Below are 22,222 nucleotides of genomic sequence, written 5' to 3'. Positions count from 1 at the left end.
CCAGCTACGCTGTCCGGTCGTCGAGCCACACTCCGCTAACCGCGAAAAGACGCGGTAAGCTCCGCCGAACCCGCTACGCGGTTTCGGGCCTGGCGGCTAGTGTCTGATGTCTGACGTCAAGGTCAACGGCAGCGCTTGCTGCGACCGTCCCGGTCGCGCCGCTTTCACCGTGCCGGCGATAAAGCTGCCGGCACTCTGCGGGGCAACGCCGTTTCGCGCCCGCGCTCTTCGTCGTTGCGGCGGGTGCCTGCTCCTTTCCCCTGGTACCCGTATCACCCGTTTGAGTCCATTCGCCGGGGCTGAGACAAGCACAACCCGTCTTGCTGTCCAGGGGACGGCAGGGCCTTTCGCAATAAATTTTTCCCGGCCATTCCGCTGCCGCTTCATTAGGCCGAAAAAAATTTCCCGCTCACCCCCGGACATCTGCACCGGGCCGTGCTCGTTTACGCCCTTGCGGCGAACGGCTCTCAAACGGGTGAAGGTTATATCCAGGGGGCAGGTTCAGCAGGTCCCCGCACAAAGTCAAAACCGCGGCCCCGGCAACTCAACGGGTGATGGTTTTAAAAGGCAAAACAACGGATTAAGGAGATTCATCATGGCAGCACGTGGCGTTAACAAAGTCATTCTGGTTGGACATCTGGGACAGGACCCGGAAGTGCGTTACATGCCCAACGGGGGCGCAGTGGTCAATCTGACGCTGGCCACGTCTGAAACATGGCGTGACAAGCAGACGGGAGAGATGCGCGAAAACACCGAGTGGCACCGTGTTGTCATGTTCGGCAAGCTCGCGGAAGTGGCGGGTGAATACCTGCGTAAAGGCGCACAGGTCTACATCGAGGGCCAGCTGCGCACCCGCAACTGGCAGGACGATGCCGGAGTCACGCGCTACGTCACCGAGGTGCTGGTCGGGCAGAACGGCACCCTGCAGATGCTCGGCGGCCGCCGTGAATCCGGAGTGCCTGAGAGCGCCGCGCAGCCGCAAAATCCTGCCACCCCGGCACAACCTGCTCAGGCCGCAGCTAAATCCCCGAAAGCGAAGGGCGGTAAGAAAGGCCGTCAGGATGCCGCCCCGTCTCAGCAACCGCCTCAGCCACTCCCGGATGATTTCCCACCAATGGATGATGACGCGCCCTTTTAAACCACGATGAAGACGCCCCGTTCAGGCGGGGCAGAAAAGGAGAAACACATGGACCATAACGTTTTGTCCCCGCTTGTATCCCTGCCGGATGGCACGTTTACCCGCGAGCAGGCTCAGGTTGTCGCAGCGCAGTATCAGAATGTGGCGATTGAAGATGACCAGGGGACCCATTTTCGCCTTGTCGTCCGTCATCAGGATGACGGCAGCATGATCTGGCGCGTCTGGAATTTTGAACCGGGCGGCGAGGACATGATGAACCGCTACATCCGGGACTACGGAGTACGCAAAACGAAGTAAGCAGTAAGAAGAAGGCCGGACAGGTGGGCTGTCCGGCAGACATTCATCAATAGCTAAGAGGTATCAATTATGTCTGCAACAGAGTCTAAGGTAAAAACTGCACCGAAAACCAGCAAAAAAACGCTTAAGTCTGCCGAAGCTGAGGCGCTTAAAGTGGCTCTCGATGCCGCACAGGTCGAGTATGTCCCGGTGACGGCACTGGTGAAGTCTCCCCTGAACGTCAGGACCATTCCCTATCCGGCGGAGAAAGTCTGTTCAATGGCAGATTCCATTGAAGCCATTGGCCTGTTGCAGAATCTGGTCGTGCATAACCTCCCGGATGGTCGCTGTGGTGTGGCTGCCGGTGGTCGTCGCCTGAAAGCGCTGCAGCTCCTGCAGAGTGAAAACCGTATCGATGCCGGATATCAGGTGATGGTGAAAAAGGTACCTGATGAACTGGCTGTTGCGGCATCAATGGCAGAAAACGAACAGCAGATGGCAATGCATCCGTCTGAACAGATCGCCGGGTTCCGCACACTGGCAGAGCAGGGGAAAACCGCCGCGCAGATTGGCGATTTGCTTGGGTTCGGTACGCGTCATGTTCAGCGCATGTTGAAGCTGACCGAACTGGCTCCCGAAATTCTGGCGGCGCTGGCGAAGGATGAAATCACCACCGAACACTGCCAGGCACTGGCGCTCGAAAGCGATCAGAAACGCCAGGTGGAAGTGCTGGAATCCGCCCGCAAACGGTCCTGGAATAATGAAGCATCAGTTTCCTCGATCCGTAACCTCATTATCTCAGAAGAGGTTTCCACAAACGGCGACAAATTCCGCTTTGTGGGAGAGGCCGCATTCAGTCCGGATGAAATCCGGGTTGATCTCTTCAGCAGCGAAAACGGCGGCTATGTCAAAAGTGCATCGCTCGATACCGCCCTGCTGGAAAAACTGCAGAACATCGCGGAGCACCTCCGCGAAGCGGAAGGCTGGTCATGGTGTGATGGTCGTCTTGACCCGATTTCACACTACGGGAAGGACACTAAAATCTGGCGCCTGCATGCTGTCCCGCCTGTGGAATATACCGAAGCCGAATCAGAACGTCTTGCAGAGCTGGAAGCTCTGGAAGCTAAGTATGAAGACGAGAACCCCGGCGTGAATGATGACGTCGTGGCCGGGGCTCTGGAAGCCGTCTGGGAAGAACAGCAGACCATCGCGCACCGGGCAAAACACCGGGCATGGACGGATGAAATGAAGCAATCTGCCGGAGTGGTGGTTTCCTGGACTGGCCAGGAGGTGAAAGTACAGCGCGGTGTGGTGCTGTGCGCCGATGAAAAAATGGAGGAGAAGGATGCATCCACCGATCAGGCCCCTGAAAAAGTCGATCCGCTGGACGCCGTCAGTGTCCCGTTGCTGACCCGCCTTTCTTCTGAACGCACACTGGCGGTTCAGGCGGCCCTGTTGCAGCAGCCGCAGAAAGCCGTCGCGCTGATGGTCTGGAAAATGTGTAACTCGGTTTTCCATACCACAACGTCCGTCAAAGAGCCGTTCTGCATTAGCGTGAGTGTGTCGCATTACGCGCTGACCCGTGAAGCACCTGACGGTGAAAACAGCGTTGCGTTTCAGGCCATCCAGTCAGAAAAAGAACGTCTTGAAGCCCTGCTGCCGGAAAACTGGCGAAAGGATATGACCACCTTCTTTACGCTCGATGGCGCAACCCTGATGGCACTGATGGCTTTCTGCACCGCCTGCTCCATAGATGGTGTACAGGGCAAGGATGAATCTGGTCGTAAACACCAGAGTTCGCTGGATGGGGTGGAAAACGCCATTCAGTTTGACCTTCGTGACTGGTGGAAACCGACGGCTGATAACCTTTTCTCGCACATGAAGCTGCCACACATTGTACAGGCACTCTCTCAGGCCGGACTGGCTGGCGCAGCACAGGACGCCGCGAAGATGAAGAAAAAGGATGCCGCTGAACATGCAGAGCACTTCCTCTCAAAAATCCGTTGGGTTCCGGAATGGATGACCAGTGCTGACAATCAGAAACAGCCTGCCGCAAAGTCTGAACTCAGTCTGGCAACAAGTCAGAACGATACCGACGCTGATGCCGGCGACGTCACCGACCATAACAACCCGGCCTGCGCCGCCTGATAACGGAGACGCCGCCCTGCGGGGCGGCGATAAGGAGACTGAAAATGAAAACGTTACTGACTCTGGATGTCCTGAAAACCATGTCTTCTGATGAGCTGGAAGACTACCGCGCCGCCGGTGAAGACTTTCGCCGGGAGCTGAGTCACGCTGTCATGCGCGATCTGACCTCACCGTCCGGCTGGTCCGTGAATGCCGAATACCGGTGCGAATTTGGCGGCTTCTTTCCTGTCCAGATCCGTTTTACCCCCTCTCATGGTCACTTTGATGTGGCGGTATGCAGTCCGGGGGAGTTGAATCCTCGCTGGATAGTGGTCTTTGTTACCCGTGACGGTCAGCCGTTCTCTGTCGTTCGCGTGATGGATGCATTCAACCCTGAACTCATCACCCATACTCTGGATCTCATCGAGTGTCTTGACGCCGGTGGCTACTCGTTTGCCAGCATCATCAGCACGCTGTCACAGGAGGGCGCACAATGATCCCGTCATCCAGTGCTCTTGTATCCCTGAAACCAGCCCGTCAGGCAGCGCTGCAGGCCATCATGACGGTGGAAGAGGCTCGCCAGCGCGGCGCACGTCTGCCATCGATGCCACACGTCCGGACATTCCTGCGCCTGCTGACAGGCTGTAGCCGGATTAACAGTGACGTTGCCCGCCGTATTCCGGGCCTTCACCGTGATCCAAAAGACCGCCTTTCCAGCCTGAAACAGGTGGAAGAGGCGCTGGATATGCTTATCTCCAGCCACGGGGAATACTGTCCGCTGCCGCTGACAATGGATGTGCAGGCTGAACTTTTTCCGGAAGTCCTTCATACCCGAACAGTACGCAGGCTAAAACGTCAGGACTTTGCCTTCACCCGAAAAATGCGCCGTGAAGCCCGTCAGGTCGAGCAGTCCTGGTTACTGCGTCAGAACCTGCTGGGACAGGCTGTCACAGAACTGAATTTTCAGTCACCGGAAACCGTCTGCACCTGGTACACCCGGTGGAGCGACGAGTTTGACGCGGCAGAGCTTGCAGCACCGTTCTGGCGCTGGCAGTCGCGATTCACATCGCTGAAGGAACTGGACTGGCTTCGCATCAGCGGTGAGCCGCTGTATGCAGTGATGTACGAAATTCCGTTAATTGTCCGGGAAACACCTGAGCATATTCGTGTTGCTGAACGCTGGCAGGTGCCAAATAAGCTGGCTGATCGGAGTGGTGTATGAAGTGGCGCTATTCTCTGCGCTGGAAACTGCCGCACAGGCCCTGCCCGGGTCCACGGGAACTGATTTCCGTTGTCGTGGAGGCTGGGCAGGCGGCACCTGAAGAGGTGATGTCACGCTGGGTGGCTGGCTCAGGTTACGCTGTATGCGTGGATTTTCACGGCCAGAAACAGATCCAACGCTGGAGCGATGAACGGAAAGCTGCGGTGAGAAGGCGCAACATGCAGGCTCGTATTCATCGTGTTGCCCCTTTGTTTGCCGACGAGTTAATCGAGCGTGAACTGGCTGCGCGTCCGGAGTATTTCAATGGCAAGTCCGCCCGATGAATAAGTACAATGCTGTCTGACAACTCAGATGGCCAAATACAAGGAAAGCAGAACTATGAGGTACTGGTTGCTCGTTATCTTAATGAACGTGCTGTTCTGGTTGATCGTGAAGCATGTTGCTCCGGAATGGTATGGTTCCCCTTGTTATTATGCAGGCCAGATTATCTGCACACTAATAGCTGCGGTCATCACATGGCGTGATCCGCCTGACTGGTTAGATGGAATCCTGCTCGGCGTTATAGAATTCGGCGTTCTGATTGCCGGGATTATATTCTTTGTCTGGGGCATCGGGTACAAGCTGGCATTCTGGGGGCAACATGATCCTAATACCATATATGCAAGTGCAAACGATGTGATTTTGCCTAATCTTGCGCTGGGCACGGGCGTCTTGATTGCGGGATGGGTATACATTAGATATTTAAAGCGCTAAGCAGCATAAAGCGTGGATATACCTGGTAAGAAATAGCACCGTCCCGGTATAATCGACGTGGCGCTTGAGGCTTTTTGCCTCATGACGTGAAGGTGGTTTGTTACCGTGTTGTGTGGCAAAAAGCAGAAAGCCCCGTAGTTAATTTTCATTAACCCACGAGGCCACCTGTATGCCTAGACAACATCAGGATAGCCTCTTAGATGCCGCAAGGCAAGGAGATGTATGGGTCCACCACATATTGCAATTTTTACTCTCACGTAAAATATAGTCCACTGGCGTCATCAGTTCGAGTGATTTATGTGGCCTTTTGCTGTTATACAGCACCAGATATTCAGCCATTCTTTGATTAAACAAATTCAGGTCCTCAAAAAGCAACAATTCATTGAATTCAATAAATTGTTCTCTAAGTGTCCGGTTAAATCGCTCACAGGTCGCATTCATTTTCGGTGTGTACGGATAGGTCCAGATGTGTTTAATCGAGGCTTCCTGTAGCGTTTTATCAAAGTTACCGAGGAACTCCTTACCGTTGTCAGTGACAACTTGTCTGATAGCGACAGGAAAGAGCTTTGTGGCCTTGCTGAAGAAATGGCTGGTAATATCGCTGTTGAGTGAAGGGACCGCCAGGGCCAGCGCATAGTCGCTGTGCTCGTCGATCATGGTAATGATATAGCGGCGTAGGTCCCCCATCCTGAGTTCAATCGCGTCCATCCCTATGAGTTCGCCTGTTTTTACCGGGCGGTATTGTTTTGGTCTTCTGGGCTTCACTGAGCGTTTTTTTATCAACCGGGCTTTGCCCCTGGCGCTGAGGCGTACGGGGATCATCCGCATTTTATCGTGAGCACCAGCAATGATTCTTCCAATGGTTGACGTGCTGGGACAGGTAAAATGCCGCGCTTCACACCATGGTTTCAGCCTGACAAAAATCTGCTCTTTGCCGAGATTGGGTAACTCAGTTCTCAGACGCCTGATCTCCTTGAGTACATCAGGATGCCAGTGCCTTGAACGGCGAACCAGAGGGGCTTTGCTTCTTGGAATTAGTGCTTCTGGACCACCGGTGCGCAGTAACCGGCGCCACCAGTAGAGTGTTCGCGTTGATACGTCAAAAGCATCAGCTGCGGCACGGATCCCGTGCTTATCCCAGAAGTTCAGAGCCTTCATTCTTAACTTCGCAATCTCGGGCATAAGAGAGTGTTTCATCGCATAAGCAGTTGCTCGGTAATACCCAAAATAGCCGACACCGATATGCTGCATCAACATCTGGCAATCCCTCCTTTAGTGTTCTGAGGCAATTGCAATATCTGTGTGAACTTACACAGGAGAAGAAGGCCATGAAACTGCCGCGAAACACTCTGCTCGGGTGCGTATTAATAGTGTGCCTCACACTGCTGATATTCACTTACCTCACCCGGAAATCACTTTGTGAAATCCGGTACAGGGACACGAACAGGGAGGTGGCGGCTTTTCTGGCTTACGAATCCGCTAAGTAGCTAACCCCGGCGGGGGGAAGCCCCCGCCATTCAGGGGAGATGATGTCTGACAAGCCTGAAGCGCCTTTATGAAGGGGTTACCGTTCACCGGTAGCCCCTTTTTCCTGCTTACAGGAAAAAAAGCCCGCACGACAGGCGGGCAAAAATCTTTCATCTACCTACAACACAGATTCAATGAATCGCAAGTCACATTAACATCCTTCATTCACCGTAACACCCTGTCATCAGTCTGAAAAAAAAGTGATTGATTGTGAACATTTGGGTTCTGGTGATAAGTTCTCTCTGTAGCGTAGCCCTCTTTACGGAGGGGTGGAAACAGCAACGGCAGAGTTAAAAGACCACGAGTCAGTGAGGCTGTCCAAAGGCTCCCCGGGGAAACCCGGCGCTACATCAGGTTGCATAGCACTTAACCCGCCCGCCTGCCGGGTTTTCCTTCCGGAAAAGTGCTGCTATAACTTATTCGTGCAATGCGCGGTATCCGCTTTCCTGGTAAATCAGTCGCCCGGTCTGCCAGGTGATACTGCAGTTCATTCCTTATATGATACAGTGATGTTCGCCTGCTTTTTAAGCAGGCTTTTTTTGTTGATTATGTATGACATCTGTCATACAGTTGATTGCGTAATGAACAGAAATTGTTCCACTTAACTCAGTGAGGCGAAGCGCAGTCGCGGGTGAGCCAAAGGAGAGCCAGCATGAACTTCACGATAAAATCCCGTAAAACCGGCGAAATTTTCAGTTTTTACGCACCCGACAGTGGTGGTTATGTTCACCTGGAGTCCCCGGGGCACCCTGGTAACACCGGCGCCCAGATTTGCCGTGGTGGAGGGTTTATGGGGAGTACGCTTTCCTGTGGCGCTTCTGAGGACGATCTGGCCAGTGTTGCCCGTAAATGGTACCGACAGTTCGTGAGGGAGCGGCGCAAATTCTTAATTATGTCGGGCCAGTATTCTGAGGATAACCAGTGAAAAAAGAGATCTCCCGCAACCCCTCTTTCACACCTTCGCCTAAGCTGCGAGCACATCTGAACTCCCACAGGGAAGGGGTGACTGAACGGCTGAATAATATCTTTGATCGCTATGCGCATCTGGTTCGCGCCTGTGCCCTTCCTCTCGATGACGACGAAACACAGGTTCTGCTTAATGTTCTGAATGGCTCCGTTGTGGAACCCGCCTTTATTGAATATCTGGCTCAGGAAATTCGGGACTCGGATGATTATCTGGAAGGGATACCCGCAGCTAAATCACTGTACGAAAAGTGTCAGTCAGCGACCTATCCGCAATTGCTGGCCACCGTCGAACGGCTCGATCGCTGAAGAAGGTAAATCCGATGAGTGACGTACTTTCCTGCAGACAACTTACGGCTAATCTTAAGATGATTGCCGGGGCGATTGGCTGCCTCAACAGGAACGATGTTGCACAAATTATCAGCCTGGGCGGTGTTCCATGTTCAAAAAGCCGGGCCGACTCGATAATCCGCAGTGCCGGGGCGGAAAAAAATGCATCCGGTAATTCTCATCTTCGCGGAGCCAGAATAAAACGATCCGCAGATGTCACACCGGAAGAATTCAATGCGTTTTGTGCAGGGCTGAAAACATTTCTTGTCTCGTTTGAAACGAATAATGTGAGTGAAAACAATGATAAGTAAGCTCCTGACCTGTCTGTGCTCCGGACAAATGCAGTTTCAGGAATTAATAAATCCCTATATATGGCAGCGTTAATTTTGTGACGCGGATTATTACATCCAGCCCGCTTATTGAGCTGTAGATATTGATTTATGTTGATTGTTCTCGATTCGTCCATTGGATCAGCCCGTTATTTCTCTGCGGGCTTTTGTTCTTATATTCCTCCGTTCCTTCCTGTGATGGCTTTATTTCCTGCTGTGTCCCTTTTTAAAACTGAAAAGGATTAAAAGCACACCCACACTGGACACCTTCGGCTCCTGGCCAGCTGCGCTGTCCAGTCGTCGAGCCACACTCCGCCAGGGCAGCTGCTTCGCACCCGCCGGGCTCCGCCGAACCCGCAAGCGGTTTCGGGCCTGACGGCTAGTGTCTGATGTCTGAGGTCAGGGTCAACGGCAGCGCTTGCTGCGACCGTTCCGGCCGCGCCGCTTTCACCGTGCCGGCGATAAAGCTGCCGGCACTCTGCAGGGCAACGCCGTTTCGCGCCCGCGCTCTTCGTCGTTGCGGCGGATGCCTGCTCCTTTCCCCTGGCGCCGTATCACCCGTTTGAGTCCATTCGCCGGGGCTGAGACAAGCACAGTCGCCATCATCCGTCCAGGGTAAATGGCACGCGGTAAACCGCGCCCTGGACAGCTGCTGTCGCCCGTGCTCGTTTACGCCCTCGCGGCGAACGGCTCTCAAACGGGTGAAGGTTTTATCCAGGGGGCAGGTTCAGCAGGTCCCCGCACAAAGTCAAAACCGCGGCCCCGGCAACTCAACGGGTGATGGTTTTAAAAGGCAGAAAAACAGACAAAGGAGAAAGCTGGATGAGCACACAAAACGTCAACGTAAAACCCTCCACCAAAGAAAGCACAACCCTCCGGACTGACGGTTTTGTGCGCAACATTCATTCCCGAAACCCGTTCGATGTTATCCGCGCCGATGTAGTGCTGGAACGTATCGAGAAAGAGGCTGGTTGGTGCTGCGGGATGCATTACGAGCTGTATCAGGCCCATCTGCTGGGTGGTGCGCTGGATTATCTGGATGCGCTGCCGTTGAAAGACCGTCCGGTGTTAATGGGCGCTGCGGCAAAGCGCGGCTATCTGCTGACGCTAGCCGAAGAGGAACGCGCGCTGGAAGCACGGGATGTACTGATGAGTGAACTGGCGGCAAACGACTGCTGAGAAATAAACACGGATGGCGGCGTATCGCTGCCATCCCTTAAAGACCAGAGGTAACGCAAAATGAAAGTATACGGCCATCAACACTCATCAGAGGTTTTCTCCCGGGAAACTTCCCCATCCTGTTTTGAACCAAAAGCGGAAAAGTTGATCGCTTTTCATGGAAAGGATGCCAGTTACGCCTATAACGTGCTGGCCGATCTGAAAGCCGCAGGTGCTTCATATACGCGCCGGAATATCATCGCCGATATGTTCCGCCGTCTGGGTGTGGAATGAGGTCTGGGCAATGGAACACGTGAAAAGACAAATCCAGCAGGGGGCAGGGAACGCCTATTATGCGGGGATGCAGTGGCGCGGTATTACACTCGGACACGCCGATGCTGCAGCGCTTAATCAGTTTGATATCGATATCAGCAAAGCTCAGGCACCCGAAGCACGCACCTGGTTGCTTCAGAACAAAGCGGAATTCATAGCTCTTATGCTGGGTATTGAGATTGTAAAGATCGGGTAGTGAGAAGTTAGCTAACTTAGCTCTTGAGCTAAGTTAGCTTTTAAGCTAACGTATACACATACGGACCAGAGATTACATTCATGTTCACAGTCATCTTTCATGATGAGGCTGAAAAAGAGTTTACGGCTCTGCCTGCTGCCATTCGTGCAAAAATGGCCAGGCTACTCATGAAGCTGGAAGCAAACCCTCGCCAGCTACGCGAGCCAGATACCAAGCCGCTTGGAAACGGCCTTTTCGAAATACGTACAATGGGGGCAGATATCGCCCGCGGAATCTGGGTATATCAGAGTGGTGAACGTATTTTTCTACTTCGGATCTTTATCAAAAAATCGCCAAAAACGCCCCCGGCAGAAATAGATCTGGCACTTCGCAGACTGGAGGAAATGCAGAATGAAATATAAAACCCTTAGCCAGGTTCATACCGAAGCAATGAACGATCATGAGTACAGCGCGGCATTCGAGGCAGAAGAAGCCTCGGAGCTACTTCGGGAAACCTTAGCAACATGGAGAAAAGAAGCGGGTTTGACGTCGGCACAGGTTGCAGAACGTATGGGCATCAAAGCGCCTACTATCTCACGTATGGAGAAGAACGCTTCGCGAATGAGTATTCAGACGCTGGTTCGGTACGCCAGAGCCTGCGGTGTTAACTTTAAAATTCAGCAGGTTTGAATGTCACTCGTCAGCCGGATCCTCAGTGGTGAACGCAGTCTGACCCTCGATCACATGCGGGCGCTGGCAAATCGATTTCAAATCCCGGTCTCGATGTTTGTTGACTGATTCGGGAACAGAGCAGGCGAAGGGGGCATCTGTCCCCGTCTGGCCGCGCCTCGAAAGGCCGCGCGCCTGCGGCGCCGGGAAAACCGGGCCGCGCTGACGCGCCGCCCGCATTTCCTTTCCGCGTCTTCCCTGTTTGCTGCCTGCTGTCTGTCTGCTTCCTCTTCTTCTCCCTGCTGTGATGCCTCTTTTTAACCCTTAAAGGCTTTAAAAGCACACCCATACTGGACACCTTCGGCTCCTGGCCAGCTACGCTGTCCAGTCGTCGAGCCACACTCCGCTAACCGCGAAAAGACGCGGTAAGCTCCGCCGAACCCGCAAGCGGTTTCGGGCCTGACGGCTAGTGTCTGATGTCTGAAGTCAAGGTCAACGGCAGCGCTTGCTGCGACCGTCCCGGTCGCGCCGCTTTCACCGTGCCGGCGAAGGACTGCCGGCACTCTGCAGGGCAACGCCGTTTCGCGCCCGCGCTCTTCGTCGTTGCGGCGGGTGCCTGCTCCTTTCCCCTGGTACCCGTATCACCCGTTTGAGTCCATTCGCCGGGGCTGAGACAAGCACAACCCGTCTTGCTGTCCAGGGGACGGCAGAGCCTTTCGCAATAAATTTTTCCCGGCCATTCCGCTGCGCTTCATTAGACCGAAAAAAATTTCCCGCTCACCCCCGGACATCTGCACCGGGCCGTGCTCGTTTACGCCCTCGCGGCGAACGGCTCTCAAACGGGTGAAGGTTATATCCAGGGGGCAGGTTCAGCAGGTCCCCGCACAAAGTCAAAACCGCGGCCCCGGCAACTCAACGGGTGATGGTTAAAAAATTAAACAGGTGAAGGAGAATAATATGCGTTTAGCATCCCGATTTGGACTTACTCATTCCATTCGTCAGGAACGCCCACTGACTAACGATGAATTAGTCAAGGTTGTACCTTCTGTGTTTTCAGAAGAAAAGCATAATTCACGTAGTGATCGCTATACCTATATTCCAACCATTACACTGCTGGATAAATTACGTGAAGAAGGTTTCCAGCCATTTTTTGCCTGTCAGTCACGAGTAAGGGATGAGGATAAACGGGGGCATACTAAGCATATGGTAAGACTTCGCCGTGAAGGGGCCAATAAAGGAACAGAAGTACCCGAAATCATTCTTCTTAACTCGCATGATGGATCGTCCAGTTATCAAATGATCCCGGGTATGTTCCGTTTTGTATGCACAAATGGCCTTGTGTGCGGTACGTCGTTTGGTGAGATTCGTGTACCTCATAAAGGTGATATTGTTGGAAGGGTTATCGAAGGTGCTTACGAAGTTCTGGGAATTTTCGATAAAATAACTGAAGGCGTTGATGTCATGAAGTCTATTGCCTTAACCAAGGAAGAACAGCGTCTGTTTGGACAAGCTGCATTAACCTACCGATATGAAGATGAAAATAAATCTCCGGTCAGTATTGAACAGATAATTCATCCGCGCCGTTATGAAGATAAAAAAGATGACATCTGGACTACATATCAAAGGGTCCAGGAAAATCTGATTAAAGGCGGTTTGCCTGGCCGAACTGAAAAAGGGAAAAGAACAACAACCCGGCCAGTAAAAGCAATCGATGGTGATGTTAAACTCAATAAGGCATTGTGGTTAATTGCGGAGAAATTCCGCACTCTTAAAGGCTAATTATAAGCGCCGGGCAGCTGTCCGGCGTTTTGATGGTGGGAATACTTATGTTTGAATTTAAAGCTGTCTGTATCAGTATTTCACATATGGAAGAAGGTGATATCAGAGTTCTTCAGGTGCTTTCATCAACAACCAATTATCTAACTTGCGATAGTTACTTAGAGTGGATACATGATACACCTTATGGTTGTGTTATAAGGATGTATGATTTCAAACGCCATCTTCTGGCGCTAAAAAGAGGTGGGGTGTCAAAATTTTTACGCAAAACTCTTATACTAATGCACCGGGAGGGTGGGTATCTGCTTTTTCATTTTGATAGTGATGCCGATTATTATCCAGGTATAGATGCCGTAGATTTTTAAGAAATTCAAGCCTTCTTATATCAGAAGGCTTTTTAGTTCATGGCGATTTTCTGATCTTTAGAAGAAGTTCGTTTGCTTGCTTTGATAGCCGTGTAGTAGTAATGGATCTTCTTCGCATACTCGTAACGTCTTGCTGCCTGGCGCGGGGTCTTTTTGAAGCCTGCATTGTATGCCCCGACTGCATCCCACGAAACGCCCCACTTTTTAAACGCCTGAGCCAGATAATAGGCTCCGGTGTAGATGTTAAGACAAGCATCGCTAAGAAGATGATCCGGTTTTATTCCATATCGCGACAGTTCGTTGAAATGCTGCGAGTCAATTTGCATCAAGCCTGATCCATAACCCGTAACAGGATTACGCCCAATCGCATCAATTTTAAATCCTGATTCTTGCCATGATATAGCACGCAGGAGATCCGGATCAATTTTGTAATCCCTGCCAGCCATATCAAAGCAGTCTGCTGCCATTGATGACAATGGTATTAAAGACAGGATGATACCAAACGCTACTCCCTTCATGAATTCCCCTCCGTGCCAAATCCCGGAATAACCTTAACCCATCCAAGACCGAGACTCAACATATATGCACTCCTCACCACAAAATCACCACACACTACGCAAAATTAAAATTTTGCAGATTTCACTTTAGCTTCAGTGGCTTAACTGTAGTTATATTACATTATGTTATTTTTCTTTATATATATGTGAGTTGCCGGTGAGTCAGTAGTAAGTCGTCGGTAAGTCTATAGCGACTCGTTTATGACTCACTCTTTTATAATCATATATTTAAAGCGACTTAACTCTAGACTTAAGTCGCCATATGACTCGTAATGCAACTTTCTTAGACTCTAGACTTAAGTTTAGAGTTGTAAAGAAGGTAAACTCGCGTTATCTTCTCGCCATAATAACTTGTTTGATGCTGTTTTTAATAAAGGAACCGATATGGCCAGGGTACAAGCTTATGCTAGTGATGAAGTTGCAGAGAAAATTAATGCAATAGTGGAAAAGCGAAGGGCTGAAGGGGCAAAGGAAAAGGATGTCAGTTTTTCAAGTGTCGCTTCGATGCTCCTTGAATTAGGGCTTAGGGTTTATGAGGCTCAAATGGAAAGAAAAGATTCAGGGTTTAACCAAACTGAGTTTAATAAGATTTTGCTTGAGAATGTCATGAAGACTCAGTTTACCGTATCCAAACTTTTGGCTATTGGCTCTCTAAGCCCTCATGTTACAGGTGATGAACGATTCGAGTTCCGCAGCATGGTGAGTAACATTCGAGAAGATGCAAAAGATGTTATTTCTCACTTCTTCCCCGAGCAGGAAGAAGAGTAAGAACTGGTGTGTGTTTATGGTGGTTTGTAATTAATTCAGCAGTAAAAAAAGAATAATGATCTAGCTTTAAAAAGTGACATGGAAGTATAAGGAATATAGAATACTTACAGGGTTGTACTAAAATTTGTTGAAGCGTTGACGTCCGGGGCTTGTCCCCCCGAACGTCAACTATCCATAGTGTCCTTTCCAGGAGGCGCCTATGTGTGCGAAGGATCGTAGTCATATTGCTGTGCGCAGTCAAACAGATTCCATTCATTCTATGCGCGAGATGCTTAATATTTCATCTTGCCCTGCTTTTATTCGTGATTCCCGGGGCGAAGTAATTCACACCAGCCCAACCTTTGACAAAATTTTCTTAACATCTGGTGGAACTGGAGCATTTGATACACCCAGAGCACCGGGAAGCTGGTTTCTGGATCTCTCCCTGGAGATCAAACTGGAACTGATGCAGTCAGAACTGAAATCGTTTTCAGAAGGTTCTGCTGTACTTGTTAAAAATATTTGGTTGGCAGGTTCACTTTGGACTGTTTTTATTGAAACGTTCTCGATTAAGGAAAGTGCGAATAAGCAGGTCATTTCTTCCCAAGCTGACTCGTTGATTAAAATTTCGCGGATCTGGGCCGATTTTTTTCCCGCAAACACATCGAATCAGCCTATTTAGGCTATTTTTTCCACCATTTCTGGCGTTATTTCCGGTTTTTACTGAGATCTCTCCCACTGACGTATCATTTGGTCCACCCGAAACAGGTTGGCCAGGGTGAATAACATCGCCAGTTGGTTATCGTTTTTCAGCAGCCCCTTGTATCTGGCTTTCACGAAGCCGAACTGCCGCTTGATGATGCGAAACGGGTGCTCCACCCTGGCACGGATGCTGGCTTTCATGTATTCGATGTTGATGGCCGTTTTGTTCTTGCGCGGATGCTGCTTCAAGGTTTTTACCTTGCCGGGACGCTCGGCGATCAGCCAGTCCACATCCACCTCGGCCAGCTCCTCGCGCTGTGGCGCTCCTTGGTAGCCGGCATCGGCTGAGACAAATTGCTCCTCTCCATGCAGCAGATTACCCAGCTGATTGAGGTCATGCTCGTTGGCCGCGGTGGTGACCAGGCTGTGGGTCAGGCCACTCTTGGCATCGACACCAATGTGGGCCTTCATGCCAAAGTGCCACTGATTGCCTTTCTTGGTCTGATGCATCTCCGGATCGCGTTGCTGCTCTTTGTTCTTGGTAGAGCTGGGTGCCTCAATGATGGTGGCATCCACCAAAGTGCCTTGGGTCATCATGACGCCTGCTTCGGCCAGCCAGCGATTGATGGTCTTGAACAATTGACGGGCCAGTTGATGCTGCTCGAGCAGGTGGCGGAAATTCATGATGGTGGTGCGATCCGGCAGGGCGCTATCCAGGGATAATCGGGCAAACAGGCGCATGGAGGCGATTTCGTACAGGGCATCTTCCATGGCACCGTCGCTCAGGTTGTACCAATGCTGCATGCAGTGAATACGCAGCATGGTCTCCAGCGGATAGGGCCGTCGGCCATTGCCCGCCTTGGGATAAAACGGCTCGATGACAGCGGTCATATTCTGCCATGGCAGAATCTGCTCCATGCGGGAGAGGAAAATCTCTTTTCGGGTCTGACGGCGCTTAGTGCTGAATTCACTATCGGCGAAGGTGAGTTGATGGCTCATGATGTCCCTCTGGGATGCGCTCCGGATGAATATGATGATCTCATATCAGGAACTTGTTCGCACCTTCCATCAGTGACGATGATCTGGTCAGTGCGCCATCGTGGCCCGATATTGCGCAGCAGCTGCAGCACCATATCGGCCGGCGCCCGCTGGTTATTTTCAATGCTGAGTTTGATACGCGCATTCTGAAGCAGACAGCGGCAGCGCATAACGACCGTGCCAGCTGGCTGGACTCTCTGACGGTGTACTGCGCCATGCGACTTGCAGCGGGGTATTACGGCCCCACCAATCGCTACGGTACCATATCGCTTTCCGGCGCTGTCAGTCAGGCTGGGCTGAGCTGGGCCGGGGAGGCACACTCCGCCGTCACTGACGCAGTTATGACGGCTCGGGTGGTAAACAATATTGCCGGATACTGGCGTGAGATCCAGTGTGAAATGAATGATGGCGCAGGGAGATAACGCTGCTCTCTGGCTGGTCAGACAGCTGCAGGTATTAATTCAGGAGTCTGGAATGGAAAATATGATGAAAACTATGCGTGAGCATTTTCCCACGAGAACAGTGGTGATCGAGCAGTCTCTGGATATGTTTGGCGTCAAACGAAATGAGGACGGGACGTTACTCTTCCCCCGTCACTCCGATAAACGTTTTCCCATTGCACGTATCCGTAAGCGACTGGCGGCTTATGGCTGGCGAGGCGAACGTCTGAATAAGGAGGTAGCGCGTATCGTCGCGGGCCCTGATATTTACGCTGAGAGAAATGAATACAACATTATTTTCCCTTACGGATGGGAGAAGAAGCAGCTGACGCGTGAGATGCGGCGAATGTTTCCCCGTAAGACGGGCCGACGTGTGCTGATTATGCTGGATGAATTACATCATTTTTCTGACTTGCGGGAGAAGCCGTGACGCTGACAGAAAAATCGGGCCATCTGGCATGGTGTGCCCTGGTGGCGCTTGCGCTGGCCAGGCAGGAGGGTGGCGTTCTCTCGCCGGCACAGGAAAATCTCTTTCTCATCCGCTGGCTGGCGACTGCGCTGAAGCAACGGCGTTTCCCCCGGGAGATAAATCCGGACATCGAGTGGCTGTTGAAACAGAGGCGCCAGCTGGGCGTCAGCGCGAAGCTGGCCAGCAAGCTGAATTACCTCTGGCGTTCCTGCACCGGCGAGTTGTCCGAGCAGAACGACCTGTTCCGGCTGACGTATGCTCTGGAAACAGCGAAAGATATGCACTGGAACTACCGTCTGCTGAGCGATCGGGAATGGTCAGGCCGAAATGCTGTGGCGCTCAGTGCGGGCGTGAACGGCATTTATCTCTCACGGGCCAACCTCGATGTCGCTTTTGACGACAGCGGCCGACAGATAAATCCGCTTACAGCACGTCTGACGGGTAACGTAGTGGGGGTGATGAAGGTGTTTAATCGCTGTGGCTGGCAGGCAGAGCCTGAGTCTGGTGCCTCCCTGCCCCACCAGTATTCTCTGATGGCCGGACAGGGAGTGCCAGGAAAGGGGGATTAGTGGCGGATCTGCGCTAGTTCGTCTTCAGTCAGACCGGTCATTTTCATGACGGTATTGCGGTCAATTCCGTTCTGCAGCATGGTTCGTGCAATTTTAAGGGTGGCTTCGCGCTCGCCTTTTTCAATACCGCGTTGTTCACCTAACTGCAGGCCCTGCTGCAGACCCTGCTGCAGGCCCTTCTCGATGCCAATCTGTTCAAGCTGTTGTGCGATGGTCATCAGTTCATCCTCGTGTTGCGGCAGACGCTCTGCCAGCGCCCGCATAAATTCAGGTGCAGGCGCTTCACCTGCATTTACCATGTAGTTTATCAGAACGCGCACCTGTTCGGGGGAAATCCATTCCACCATTACCCGGGGTAGCCTGTCCAGCAGTTCCATCATGTCCCGCTGGCGGATATGTTTCATCAGCAGGGTCAGTGCGGCCATCCGTCTGTGGTTCATTATCTCATCATCATCGATGACGGTGACATCAACCAGCGGGAATCCTGTCGTGTATACTTTTCCGGCCTGTTCCGGGTTACTGAAACAATCCAGCCAGTTCGTGGAGAACGGGTACGGACTCCGGCTGCCGTGGTAAAACAGAACCGGGATGACCAGCGGCAGTTTTTTATGACCCGCTTCAAGATGACGTTGCATGGCGGCGACAGCATATCTGAGCTGACGAAAGGCCATATTTTTATCCGCCGAACTCTGGTGTTCCAGAAGCAGATGGATGTACCCGTCATCGCCGGTGGTGGTTTTCATGCTCCAGAGAATGTCGCTGACGTACTGACGTAAGTCGTCCTCAACGAAGGTACCGGACTCCAGCTTCAGCGTGGTCAAATCGCACAGCGCGCGTAATTCAGCCGGGAGATGTAACATCATGAAGTCACGGGCGACATCGGGATTCGCCAGGAACTGGCGAAATGTCGCGTCATGGGGTGTGGGTGTACCTGGTTTCTTCTTCATCAGTCCTGGGCTCTGAAAAATGACCCGGAGATGTTATCACAGCCCGGGAAAAGCTAATATTGGCGGTGAACGGAATTGCCATTCCTTCAGGGGACCGTTCCGGGGTGGTTCGGTCCCCTTCCTAAACCATCTTTACTCATCATCAATTACTGCCTTAGCAACTTTCTTCCCTCTCTCAGATATTCTAAAGCCTCTTCTCTCCGTCCTTCTGTGGCAGCTGTATATAATGTCGCGATACCGCTGACAGCCTGATGGTGGGTTATACTGCCTTTACTGAAATCATCCAGAACAGTACAAAGGAATTCCTCCAACAACTCCTGTTCTCTTTGAGATATTCTTTCAGCCATATTCGCTCCATAAGCTTAATTGTTTGTTCTGAACCTAACGTGAATAAGTATCGTCAATCAGTATCCTGCTTATGATTGCCGTTACAGACCCTGATTACTGTCATCTTTGATACGCCAGCCAGGCGGGCTGTTTCACGCAGTGATTTTCCGTGGGCCAGACGCAGAGTACGTATCAGTTCATGTTTCTGTGCATCGGCCACCCTGCCCCGGTATTTTCCTTCAGTTTTCGCTTTACAGATTCCCTCTGCCTGGCGACGTCGACGGTCTTCGTAGTCTTTTCTGGCAATAGCGGCGAGCATATCCAGCATCATGCCATTTACGGCCTTCAGCATGCTTCGGGTGAAGTCATCACTTACTGTGCTGGATAGCGCCAGATGGCTGGTTGGTAAATCAAGACTGACGATGGCCAGCTGCTTGTCGGTGATTTGCTTTCTGAGTGTCTCCCAGCCTGCATCATCCAGTCGAGTAAGCCTGTCGACCTGTTCAATGAGAATCACATCACCAGGTTCCGCATCACCAAGAAGCCTGATCAGTTCAGGACGGTTCATTGTCGTACCGGAGACATTGTCGATATACCAGCCAGCAATACGGTGGCCATTTTGGTTTGCAAATGCCTTCAGTGCATTTTTTGCCCGGCTGGCATTCTGCTCTGAAGTGGATGCCCGGAGGTAACCAAAAACGAACATATTTTGTCCTTCTGGTAACTTTTAAGTGGTCTTGCTTATGATGGTATCACTTATGTGGTAACAATAATATTCGCCGGTATTTTTTCGGGTGGTATATATAGAGCATACCCCAATGTGACAGGCTGACGCGCCCACGGAGCTTGTCCAACCCCTCGCCTGCTCAGATGCAAGCTCTGAACAGACTCACGGTTTTTTCTTTGAGTACAGCCTCAGTTGTCTTTTTGAGCTACGTGATAGGTAGGTATTAACGTACAATAATTTAATGTCGTATCATTATATGTTGTACGTTATTATTTATTGTGTACAATGGCGTGAGCTTCTACGCCATCAATGTGCAAGGATTCCATCTTTAGGGGACAAAAATGAAACGCGATTACGGTAGTGTGGGTACCATAGCTCTTAGAGCAAGCGCTTTACTTCAGGCTATGAGTAGGGATATTGAGGAACAAAGGAAAGAATTTAATCTGACAGATTATCATCAGACATATACTCGTAACGCTGTCGCAAAACTACCAAAGCTGAGCCGGCGTATCGTAGAACTGGCCATGAAAGAAATGGAAGAAGACGGCTATATATTTAATAAAAAGCAGATTGGTAACGTCGAACAATATGCTCTGACGATAAAGAATGTTATCGATATCTACGCCCACCGACAGATACCTAAATATCGCGATATCCATAAAGAACCCTACGTTATTTTCGTTGTAAACCTTAAAGGTGGTGTATCAAAAACAGTCAGTACAGTTACTCTTGCACATGCGTTGCGTGTACATCAGGACCTGCTGCGGCATGATCTTCGCATCCTTGTAATAGACCTCGACCCACAGGCCTCCAGTACTATGTTCCTGGATCACACCCATAGCATTGGTACAGTCCTTGAAACAGCTGCTCAGGCAATGCTGAATGATCTCGATGTTGAAACATTGCGAGAAGCAGTTATTCGCCCCACCATTATTCCTGGTGTTGATGTCATCCCTGCTTCTATTGATGACGGCTTTGTGGCGAGCCAGTGGGAGTCTTTAGTAGCAGAACATTTACCAGGACTTAAACCTTCTGAAGTCCTCAGGAAAACAATTATTGACCGTATCGCTGGTGACTATGATTTTGTCTTCATAGATACTGGCCCCCATCTTGATCCGTTCCTTCTGAATGGTCTGGCAGCGAGTGATTTGCTTCTGACCCCTACTCCACCGGCACAGGTTGATTTCCATTCAACCCTTAAATATCTGACACGTTTGCCTGAAATGCTGGAGCGTCTTGAAGACGAAGGTGTGGAACCACGCCTGAGCGCGAGTATCGGTTTCATGTCAAAAATGACTAATAAGCGTGATCACGAAACTTCGCATAGCCTGGCCCGCGAAGTGTATGCAAGTAATATTCTGGACTCGTCACTGCCACGTTTGGATGGATTCGAACGATGTGGTGAATCTTTTGACACTATTATTAGTGCTAACCCTGTTTCATACCCTGGTAGTGCTGAAGCGTTGAAAAAGGCACGTACTGAAGCAGAACGGTTTACGAAAGCAGTTTTTGACCGCATTGAATACATCCGGGGAGAGTCTAAATGAAAAAGGTTTTAGCTCGTGGGCGAGTTCTCGGTAATAGCAATTCAGAGTTTGCCCGTATGCTTGAAGGTGACGGAGATGTCAAAACGTTTACTCTTAAATCCGGCAAGCAGGCCAAATTTGTCAAAACGGTTGTATTAAGCGGAGAGATTGAATCAAAGACGTTCGTTGATGCATCGGTCAATGGACGAGATCAGGCTATGCTTACGCGTGAGTCCGTTAGTGATATTTCCCGGACGATAAAGCTGCAGCAATTCTTCCCGGCTATTGGACGGGAGGTTAATGGACGAATTGAGATATTAGATGGGACCCGACGCCGTGCCGCCTGCATATTTAATAACGTTAAATTCGAAATCCTAGTAACTAAAGATGATATATCACTCGCCGATGCACGGCAGTTAGCGCAAGATATCCAGACAGCTAGAGAACATAGCCTTCGAGAGTTGGGGAAACGACTTGAAGTCACCTATGGAACTAGCATGACGAAAGAAGAGATTGCGTTGAAAGAGAATCTCTCTCCGGCGAAAGTGACTCGCGCGTTTCAGGCCGCAGCAGTGCCAGATGAAATGGTTGCAGTATTCCCGGTGATAAATGATATTTCTTTGTCGGATTATCAGTTTTTGCTAAAACTGGCTGAAGAAGCAAACAACAAGCAAACATCCGTAACAGAACTGATGGAAAAAGTTCAACATCGGTTGAAGACCATGCCAGATTATCCGGCAATTGATAAAAGCAAAATTCTGGCGGCTATCAGGGTTGAGAGCAAATCGTTGACAACCCGCCCTACCAGAACGGTTCAAACTGAGAAGCTGAGAGAATTTTCAGATCGCAATCAGTTTGCCAGAAAGAAAACTGATTCAAAGAAGCGACTGGTTGTTTATGAGTTTTCCCGCATTTCCGCTGAGGCACAGTCGGAGATTGATGATGCAATAAAACGTATTCTGAAAAGACTTCCTGAGTCAAGTGAGTAAGGGAAAAGGATGCCGGAGAGCATCCTTTTTTTATGTTTTTCAC

The 22,222-nt window shown here is 51.0% G+C and carries 30 protein-coding genes and 3 pseudogenes; 26 read left to right on the top strand and 7 right to left on the bottom strand.

Annotation, left to right across the window (positions count from 1 at the left end; genetic code table 11):
- Positions 1-595: 595 nt before the first annotated feature.
- The 7 genes from KB892_RS30775 to KB892_RS30745 all read left to right on the top strand — a co-directional run bounded on the left by KB892_RS30775 (position 596) and on the right by KB892_RS30745 (position 5,516).
- On the top strand, positions 596-1,138 hold the full coding sequence (locus tag KB892_RS30775) for a single-stranded DNA-binding protein (protein ID WP_014343512.1): 543 nt from the start codon (positions 596-598) through the stop codon (positions 1,136-1,138).
- A gap of 48 nt (positions 1,139-1,186) precedes the next feature.
- The gene (locus tag KB892_RS30770; protein ID WP_001568055.1) at positions 1,187-1,435 is read left to right on the top strand and encodes a DUF905 domain-containing protein; all 249 of its coding nucleotides are present in this window, start codon (positions 1,187-1,189) and stop codon (positions 1,433-1,435) included.
- Positions 1,436-1,504: 69 nt separating this feature from the next.
- On the top strand, positions 1,505-3,562 hold the full coding sequence (locus KB892_RS30765) for a ParB/RepB/Spo0J family partition protein (protein ID WP_015493064.1): 2,058 nt from the start codon (positions 1,505-1,507) through the stop codon (positions 3,560-3,562).
- Positions 3,563-3,606: 44 nt separating this feature from the next.
- Positions 3,607-4,038 (top strand): conjugation system SOS inhibitor PsiB, encoded by a 432-nt coding sequence (gene psiB / locus KB892_RS30760; protein WP_001568057.1) that lies wholly within the window; start codon positions 3,607-3,609, stop codon positions 4,036-4,038.
- On the top strand, positions 4,035-4,763 hold the full coding sequence (locus KB892_RS30755; RefSeq protein WP_001568058.1) for a plasmid SOS inhibition protein A: 729 nt from the start codon (positions 4,035-4,037) through the stop codon (positions 4,761-4,763). The genes psiB and KB892_RS30755 overlap by 4 nt, the downstream gene beginning before the upstream one ends.
- A complete protein-coding gene (locus KB892_RS30750) occupies positions 4,760-5,086 on the top strand; it encodes a hypothetical protein (protein ID WP_013023807.1) in 327 nt (108 codons plus the stop codon). Before KB892_RS30755 ends, KB892_RS30750 begins: the two co-directional genes overlap by 4 nt.
- Before the next feature lie 55 nt (positions 5,087-5,141).
- Complete coding sequence (locus KB892_RS30745; protein WP_014343510.1) at positions 5,142-5,516, top strand: hypothetical protein; 375 nt, start codon at positions 5,142-5,144, stop codon at positions 5,514-5,516.
- A 183-nt stretch (positions 5,517-5,699) separates the two neighbouring features.
- Here KB892_RS30745 and KB892_RS30740 read toward each other — a convergent pair whose 3' ends face one another.
- Positions 5,700-6,773 (bottom strand): IS481-like element ISKpn28 family transposase, encoded by a 1,074-nt coding sequence (locus KB892_RS30740; protein WP_013609528.1) that lies wholly within the window; start codon positions 6,771-6,773, stop codon positions 5,700-5,702.
- Positions 6,774-6,883: 110 nt separating this feature from the next.
- On the opposite strand from KB892_RS30740, the gene KB892_RS30735 reads away from it, so the two are divergent.
- The 12 genes and pseudogenes from KB892_RS30735 to KB892_RS30685 all read left to right on the top strand — a co-directional run bounded on the left by KB892_RS30735 (position 6,884) and on the right by KB892_RS30685 (position 13,141).
- The gene (locus tag KB892_RS30735; protein WP_159376494.1) at positions 6,884-7,003 is read left to right on the top strand and encodes a type I toxin-antitoxin system Hok family toxin; all 120 of its coding nucleotides are present in this window, start codon (positions 6,884-6,886) and stop codon (positions 7,001-7,003) included.
- Positions 7,004-7,695: 692 nt separating this feature from the next.
- On the top strand, positions 7,696-7,968 hold the full coding sequence (locus KB892_RS30730) for a hypothetical protein (RefSeq protein WP_040245921.1): 273 nt from the start codon (positions 7,696-7,698) through the stop codon (positions 7,966-7,968).
- A complete protein-coding gene (locus KB892_RS30725; RefSeq protein WP_040245917.1) occupies positions 7,965-8,315 on the top strand; it encodes a hypothetical protein in 351 nt (116 codons plus the stop codon). Before KB892_RS30730 ends, KB892_RS30725 begins: the two co-directional genes overlap by 4 nt.
- A gap of 14 nt (positions 8,316-8,329) precedes the next feature.
- The gene (locus KB892_RS30720; protein WP_014343505.1) at positions 8,330-8,647 is read left to right on the top strand and encodes a hypothetical protein; all 318 of its coding nucleotides are present in this window, start codon (positions 8,330-8,332) and stop codon (positions 8,645-8,647) included.
- Positions 8,648-9,487: 840 nt separating this feature from the next.
- Positions 9,488-9,844, top strand: coding sequence for a hypothetical protein (locus tag KB892_RS30715; RefSeq protein ID WP_014343501.1), 357 nt, complete (start codon positions 9,488-9,490; stop codon positions 9,842-9,844).
- A gap of 60 nt (positions 9,845-9,904) precedes the next feature.
- Complete coding sequence (locus KB892_RS30710; protein ID WP_014343500.1) at positions 9,905-10,117, top strand: hypothetical protein; 213 nt, start codon at positions 9,905-9,907, stop codon at positions 10,115-10,117.
- Positions 10,118-10,127: 10 nt separating this feature from the next.
- Positions 10,128-10,352, top strand: coding sequence for a hypothetical protein (locus tag KB892_RS30705; RefSeq protein ID WP_014343499.1), 225 nt, complete (start codon positions 10,128-10,130; stop codon positions 10,350-10,352).
- Between the two features lie 80 nt (positions 10,353-10,432).
- The gene (locus KB892_RS30700) at positions 10,433-10,753 is read left to right on the top strand and encodes a type II toxin-antitoxin system RelE/ParE family toxin (protein WP_014343498.1); all 321 of its coding nucleotides are present in this window, start codon (positions 10,433-10,435) and stop codon (positions 10,751-10,753) included.
- Positions 10,743-11,021, top strand: coding sequence for a helix-turn-helix domain-containing protein (locus KB892_RS30695; RefSeq protein ID WP_004152721.1), 279 nt, complete (start codon positions 10,743-10,745; stop codon positions 11,019-11,021). The genes KB892_RS30700 and KB892_RS30695 overlap by 11 nt, the downstream gene beginning before the upstream one ends.
- A 3-nt stretch (positions 11,022-11,024) precedes the next feature.
- Positions 11,025-11,129: pseudogene (locus KB892_RS31385) on the top strand (transcriptional regulator); the annotation flags it as partial.
- A gap of 828 nt (positions 11,130-11,957) precedes the next feature.
- Positions 11,958-12,779, top strand: coding sequence for a DUF932 domain-containing protein (locus KB892_RS30690; protein ID WP_004152492.1), 822 nt, complete (start codon positions 11,958-11,960; stop codon positions 12,777-12,779).
- A 32-nt stretch (positions 12,780-12,811) separates the two neighbouring features.
- Positions 12,812-13,141, top strand: a complete 330-nt coding sequence (locus tag KB892_RS30685) for a DUF5983 family protein (RefSeq protein WP_013214015.1) — start codon at positions 12,812-12,814, stop codon at positions 13,139-13,141.
- A gap of 32 nt (positions 13,142-13,173) precedes the next feature.
- On the opposite strand, the gene KB892_RS30680 is transcribed toward KB892_RS30685, so the two are convergent.
- Positions 13,174-13,659 carry a transglycosylase SLT domain-containing protein gene (locus tag KB892_RS30680; protein ID WP_014343495.1) on the bottom strand — a complete coding sequence of 162 codons (486 nt, stop codon included), beginning with the start codon at positions 13,657-13,659 and terminating at the stop codon, positions 13,174-13,176.
- A 390-nt stretch (positions 13,660-14,049) separates the two neighbouring features.
- Here KB892_RS30680 and traM point away from each other — a divergent pair, with 390 nt between their 5' ends.
- Together traM and KB892_RS30670 are read left to right on the top strand one after the other, a co-directional pair.
- Positions 14,050-14,466, top strand: coding sequence for a conjugal transfer relaxosome DNA-binding protein TraM (gene traM / locus KB892_RS30675; protein WP_014343494.1), 417 nt, complete (start codon positions 14,050-14,052; stop codon positions 14,464-14,466).
- 199 nt (positions 14,467-14,665) lie between these two features.
- Positions 14,666-15,023: pseudogene (locus KB892_RS30670) on the top strand (conjugal transfer protein TrbJ); the annotation flags it as partial.
- Here the strand turns inward: KB892_RS30670 and KB892_RS31610 are convergent.
- On the bottom strand, positions 14,981-15,184 hold the full coding sequence (locus KB892_RS31610; protein ID WP_323129908.1) for a hypothetical protein: 204 nt from the start codon (positions 15,182-15,184) through the stop codon (positions 14,981-14,983). The pseudogene KB892_RS30670 and the gene KB892_RS31610 overlap by 43 nt on opposite strands.
- Positions 15,166-16,146 (bottom strand): IS5-like element ISKpn26 family transposase, encoded by a 981-nt coding sequence (locus KB892_RS30665; RefSeq protein ID WP_000019445.1) that lies wholly within the window; start codon positions 16,144-16,146, stop codon positions 15,166-15,168. The genes KB892_RS31610 and KB892_RS30665 overlap by 19 nt, the downstream gene beginning before the upstream one ends.
- Before the next feature lie 68 nt (positions 16,147-16,214).
- Between KB892_RS30665 and KB892_RS30660 the strand changes: the two are divergent.
- From KB892_RS30660 to KB892_RS30650, 3 genes and pseudogenes are all read left to right on the top strand, one after another.
- Positions 16,215-16,607: pseudogene (locus KB892_RS30660) on the top strand (3'-5' exonuclease); the annotation flags it as partial.
- 52 nt (positions 16,608-16,659) lie between these two features.
- On the top strand, positions 16,660-17,055 hold the full coding sequence (locus KB892_RS30655) for a hypothetical protein (protein WP_015493087.1): 396 nt from the start codon (positions 16,660-16,662) through the stop codon (positions 17,053-17,055).
- Positions 17,052-17,663 (top strand): DUF2913 family protein, encoded by a 612-nt coding sequence (locus KB892_RS30650; RefSeq protein ID WP_015493086.1) that lies wholly within the window; start codon positions 17,052-17,054, stop codon positions 17,661-17,663. The genes KB892_RS30655 and KB892_RS30650 overlap by 4 nt, the downstream gene beginning before the upstream one ends.
- On the opposite strand, the gene KB892_RS30645 is transcribed toward KB892_RS30650, so the two are convergent.
- The 3 genes from KB892_RS30645 to KB892_RS30635 form a co-directional block, all read right to left on the bottom strand.
- Positions 17,660-18,610: an Rpn family recombination-promoting nuclease/putative transposase gene (locus KB892_RS30645; protein WP_015493085.1), complete on the bottom strand. Its 951-nt coding sequence runs from the start codon at positions 18,608-18,610 to the stop codon at positions 17,660-17,662. The two genes, KB892_RS30650 and KB892_RS30645, sit on opposite strands and share 4 nt — an antisense overlap.
- 146 nt (positions 18,611-18,756) lie before the next feature.
- Positions 18,757-18,957: a hypothetical protein gene (locus KB892_RS30640; protein ID WP_040219232.1), complete on the bottom strand. Its 201-nt coding sequence runs from the start codon at positions 18,955-18,957 to the stop codon at positions 18,757-18,759.
- A 53-nt stretch (positions 18,958-19,010) separates the two neighbouring features.
- Entirely contained in the window at positions 19,011-19,643 is a 633-nt protein-coding gene (locus tag KB892_RS30635) for a recombinase family protein (RefSeq protein ID WP_022652286.1), read from the bottom strand.
- A 362-nt stretch (positions 19,644-20,005) separates the two neighbouring features.
- On the opposite strand from KB892_RS30635, the gene KB892_RS30630 reads away from it, so the two are divergent.
- Together KB892_RS30630 and KB892_RS30625 are read left to right on the top strand one after the other, a co-directional pair.
- Positions 20,006-21,211, top strand: coding sequence for an AAA family ATPase (locus KB892_RS30630; RefSeq protein WP_015493083.1), 1,206 nt, complete (start codon positions 20,006-20,008; stop codon positions 21,209-21,211).
- Positions 21,208-22,179: a ParB family protein gene (locus KB892_RS30625; protein WP_016479949.1), complete on the top strand. Its 972-nt coding sequence runs from the start codon at positions 21,208-21,210 to the stop codon at positions 22,177-22,179. The genes KB892_RS30630 and KB892_RS30625 overlap by 4 nt, the downstream gene beginning before the upstream one ends.
- The last annotated feature ends 43 nt before the right edge of the window (positions 22,180-22,222 follow it).

The organism is Klebsiella sp. P1927 (genome assembly GCF_018204675.1).
GTDB lineage: Bacteria > Pseudomonadota > Gammaproteobacteria > Enterobacterales > Enterobacteriaceae > Klebsiella > Klebsiella pneumoniae.
The sequence above is the reverse complement of the archived record's forward strand: the minus strand, read 5'-3'. Positions and strand labels throughout refer to the sequence as shown.

What these genes read in the sequence shown, in the direction of transcription:
- KB892_RS30775 (WP_014343512.1), top strand. Translation starts at nt 596, where the DNA reads ATGGCAGCACGTGGCGTTAACAAAGTCATTCTGGTTGGACATCTGGGA.
- KB892_RS30770 (WP_001568055.1), top strand. Translation starts at nt 1,187, where the DNA reads ATGGACCATAACGTTTTGTCCCCGCTTGTATCCCTGCCGGATGGCACG.
- KB892_RS30765 (WP_015493064.1), top strand. Translation starts at nt 1,505, where the DNA reads ATGTCTGCAACAGAGTCTAAGGTAAAAACTGCACCGAAAACCAGCAAA.
- psiB (WP_001568057.1), top strand. Translation starts at nt 3,607, where the DNA reads ATGAAAACGTTACTGACTCTGGATGTCCTGAAAACCATGTCTTCTGAT.
- KB892_RS30755 (WP_001568058.1), top strand. Translation starts at nt 4,035, where the DNA reads ATGATCCCGTCATCCAGTGCTCTTGTATCCCTGAAACCAGCCCGTCAG.
- KB892_RS30750 (WP_013023807.1), top strand. Translation starts at nt 4,760, where the DNA reads ATGAAGTGGCGCTATTCTCTGCGCTGGAAACTGCCGCACAGGCCCTGC.
- KB892_RS30745 (WP_014343510.1), top strand. Translation starts at nt 5,142, where the DNA reads ATGAGGTACTGGTTGCTCGTTATCTTAATGAACGTGCTGTTCTGGTTG.
- KB892_RS30740 (WP_013609528.1), bottom strand. Translation starts at nt 6,773, where the DNA reads ATGTTGATGCAGCATATCGGTGTCGGCTATTTTGGGTATTACCGAGCA.
- KB892_RS30730 (WP_040245921.1), top strand. Translation starts at nt 7,696, where the DNA reads ATGAACTTCACGATAAAATCCCGTAAAACCGGCGAAATTTTCAGTTTT.
- KB892_RS30720 (WP_014343505.1), top strand. Translation starts at nt 8,330, where the DNA reads ATGAGTGACGTACTTTCCTGCAGACAACTTACGGCTAATCTTAAGATG.
- KB892_RS30715 (WP_014343501.1), top strand. Translation starts at nt 9,488, where the DNA reads ATGAGCACACAAAACGTCAACGTAAAACCCTCCACCAAAGAAAGCACA.
- KB892_RS30710 (WP_014343500.1), top strand. Translation starts at nt 9,905, where the DNA reads ATGAAAGTATACGGCCATCAACACTCATCAGAGGTTTTCTCCCGGGAA.
- KB892_RS30705 (WP_014343499.1), top strand. Translation starts at nt 10,128, where the DNA reads ATGGAACACGTGAAAAGACAAATCCAGCAGGGGGCAGGGAACGCCTAT.
- KB892_RS30700 (WP_014343498.1), top strand. Translation starts at nt 10,433, where the DNA reads ATGTTCACAGTCATCTTTCATGATGAGGCTGAAAAAGAGTTTACGGCT.
- KB892_RS30695 (WP_004152721.1), top strand. Translation starts at nt 10,743, where the DNA reads ATGAAATATAAAACCCTTAGCCAGGTTCATACCGAAGCAATGAACGAT.
- KB892_RS30690 (WP_004152492.1), top strand. Translation starts at nt 11,958, where the DNA reads ATGCGTTTAGCATCCCGATTTGGACTTACTCATTCCATTCGTCAGGAA.
- KB892_RS30685 (WP_013214015.1), top strand. Translation starts at nt 12,812, where the DNA reads ATGGTGGGAATACTTATGTTTGAATTTAAAGCTGTCTGTATCAGTATT.
- KB892_RS30680 (WP_014343495.1), bottom strand. Translation starts at nt 13,659, where the DNA reads ATGAAGGGAGTAGCGTTTGGTATCATCCTGTCTTTAATACCATTGTCA.
- KB892_RS30665 (WP_000019445.1), bottom strand. Translation starts at nt 16,146, where the DNA reads ATGAGCCATCAACTCACCTTCGCCGATAGTGAATTCAGCACTAAGCGC.
- KB892_RS30655 (WP_015493087.1), top strand. Translation starts at nt 16,660, where the DNA reads ATGGAAAATATGATGAAAACTATGCGTGAGCATTTTCCCACGAGAACA.
- KB892_RS30645 (WP_015493085.1), bottom strand. Translation starts at nt 18,610, where the DNA reads ATGAAGAAGAAACCAGGTACACCCACACCCCATGACGCGACATTTCGC.
- KB892_RS30640 (WP_040219232.1), bottom strand. Translation starts at nt 18,957, where the DNA reads ATGGCTGAAAGAATATCTCAAAGAGAACAGGAGTTGTTGGAGGAATTC.
- KB892_RS30635 (WP_022652286.1), bottom strand. Translation starts at nt 19,643, where the DNA reads ATGTTCGTTTTTGGTTACCTCCGGGCATCCACTTCAGAGCAGAATGCC.
- KB892_RS30630 (WP_015493083.1), top strand. Translation starts at nt 20,006, where the DNA reads ATGAAACGCGATTACGGTAGTGTGGGTACCATAGCTCTTAGAGCAAGC.
- KB892_RS30625 (WP_016479949.1), top strand. Translation starts at nt 21,208, where the DNA reads ATGAAAAAGGTTTTAGCTCGTGGGCGAGTTCTCGGTAATAGCAATTCA.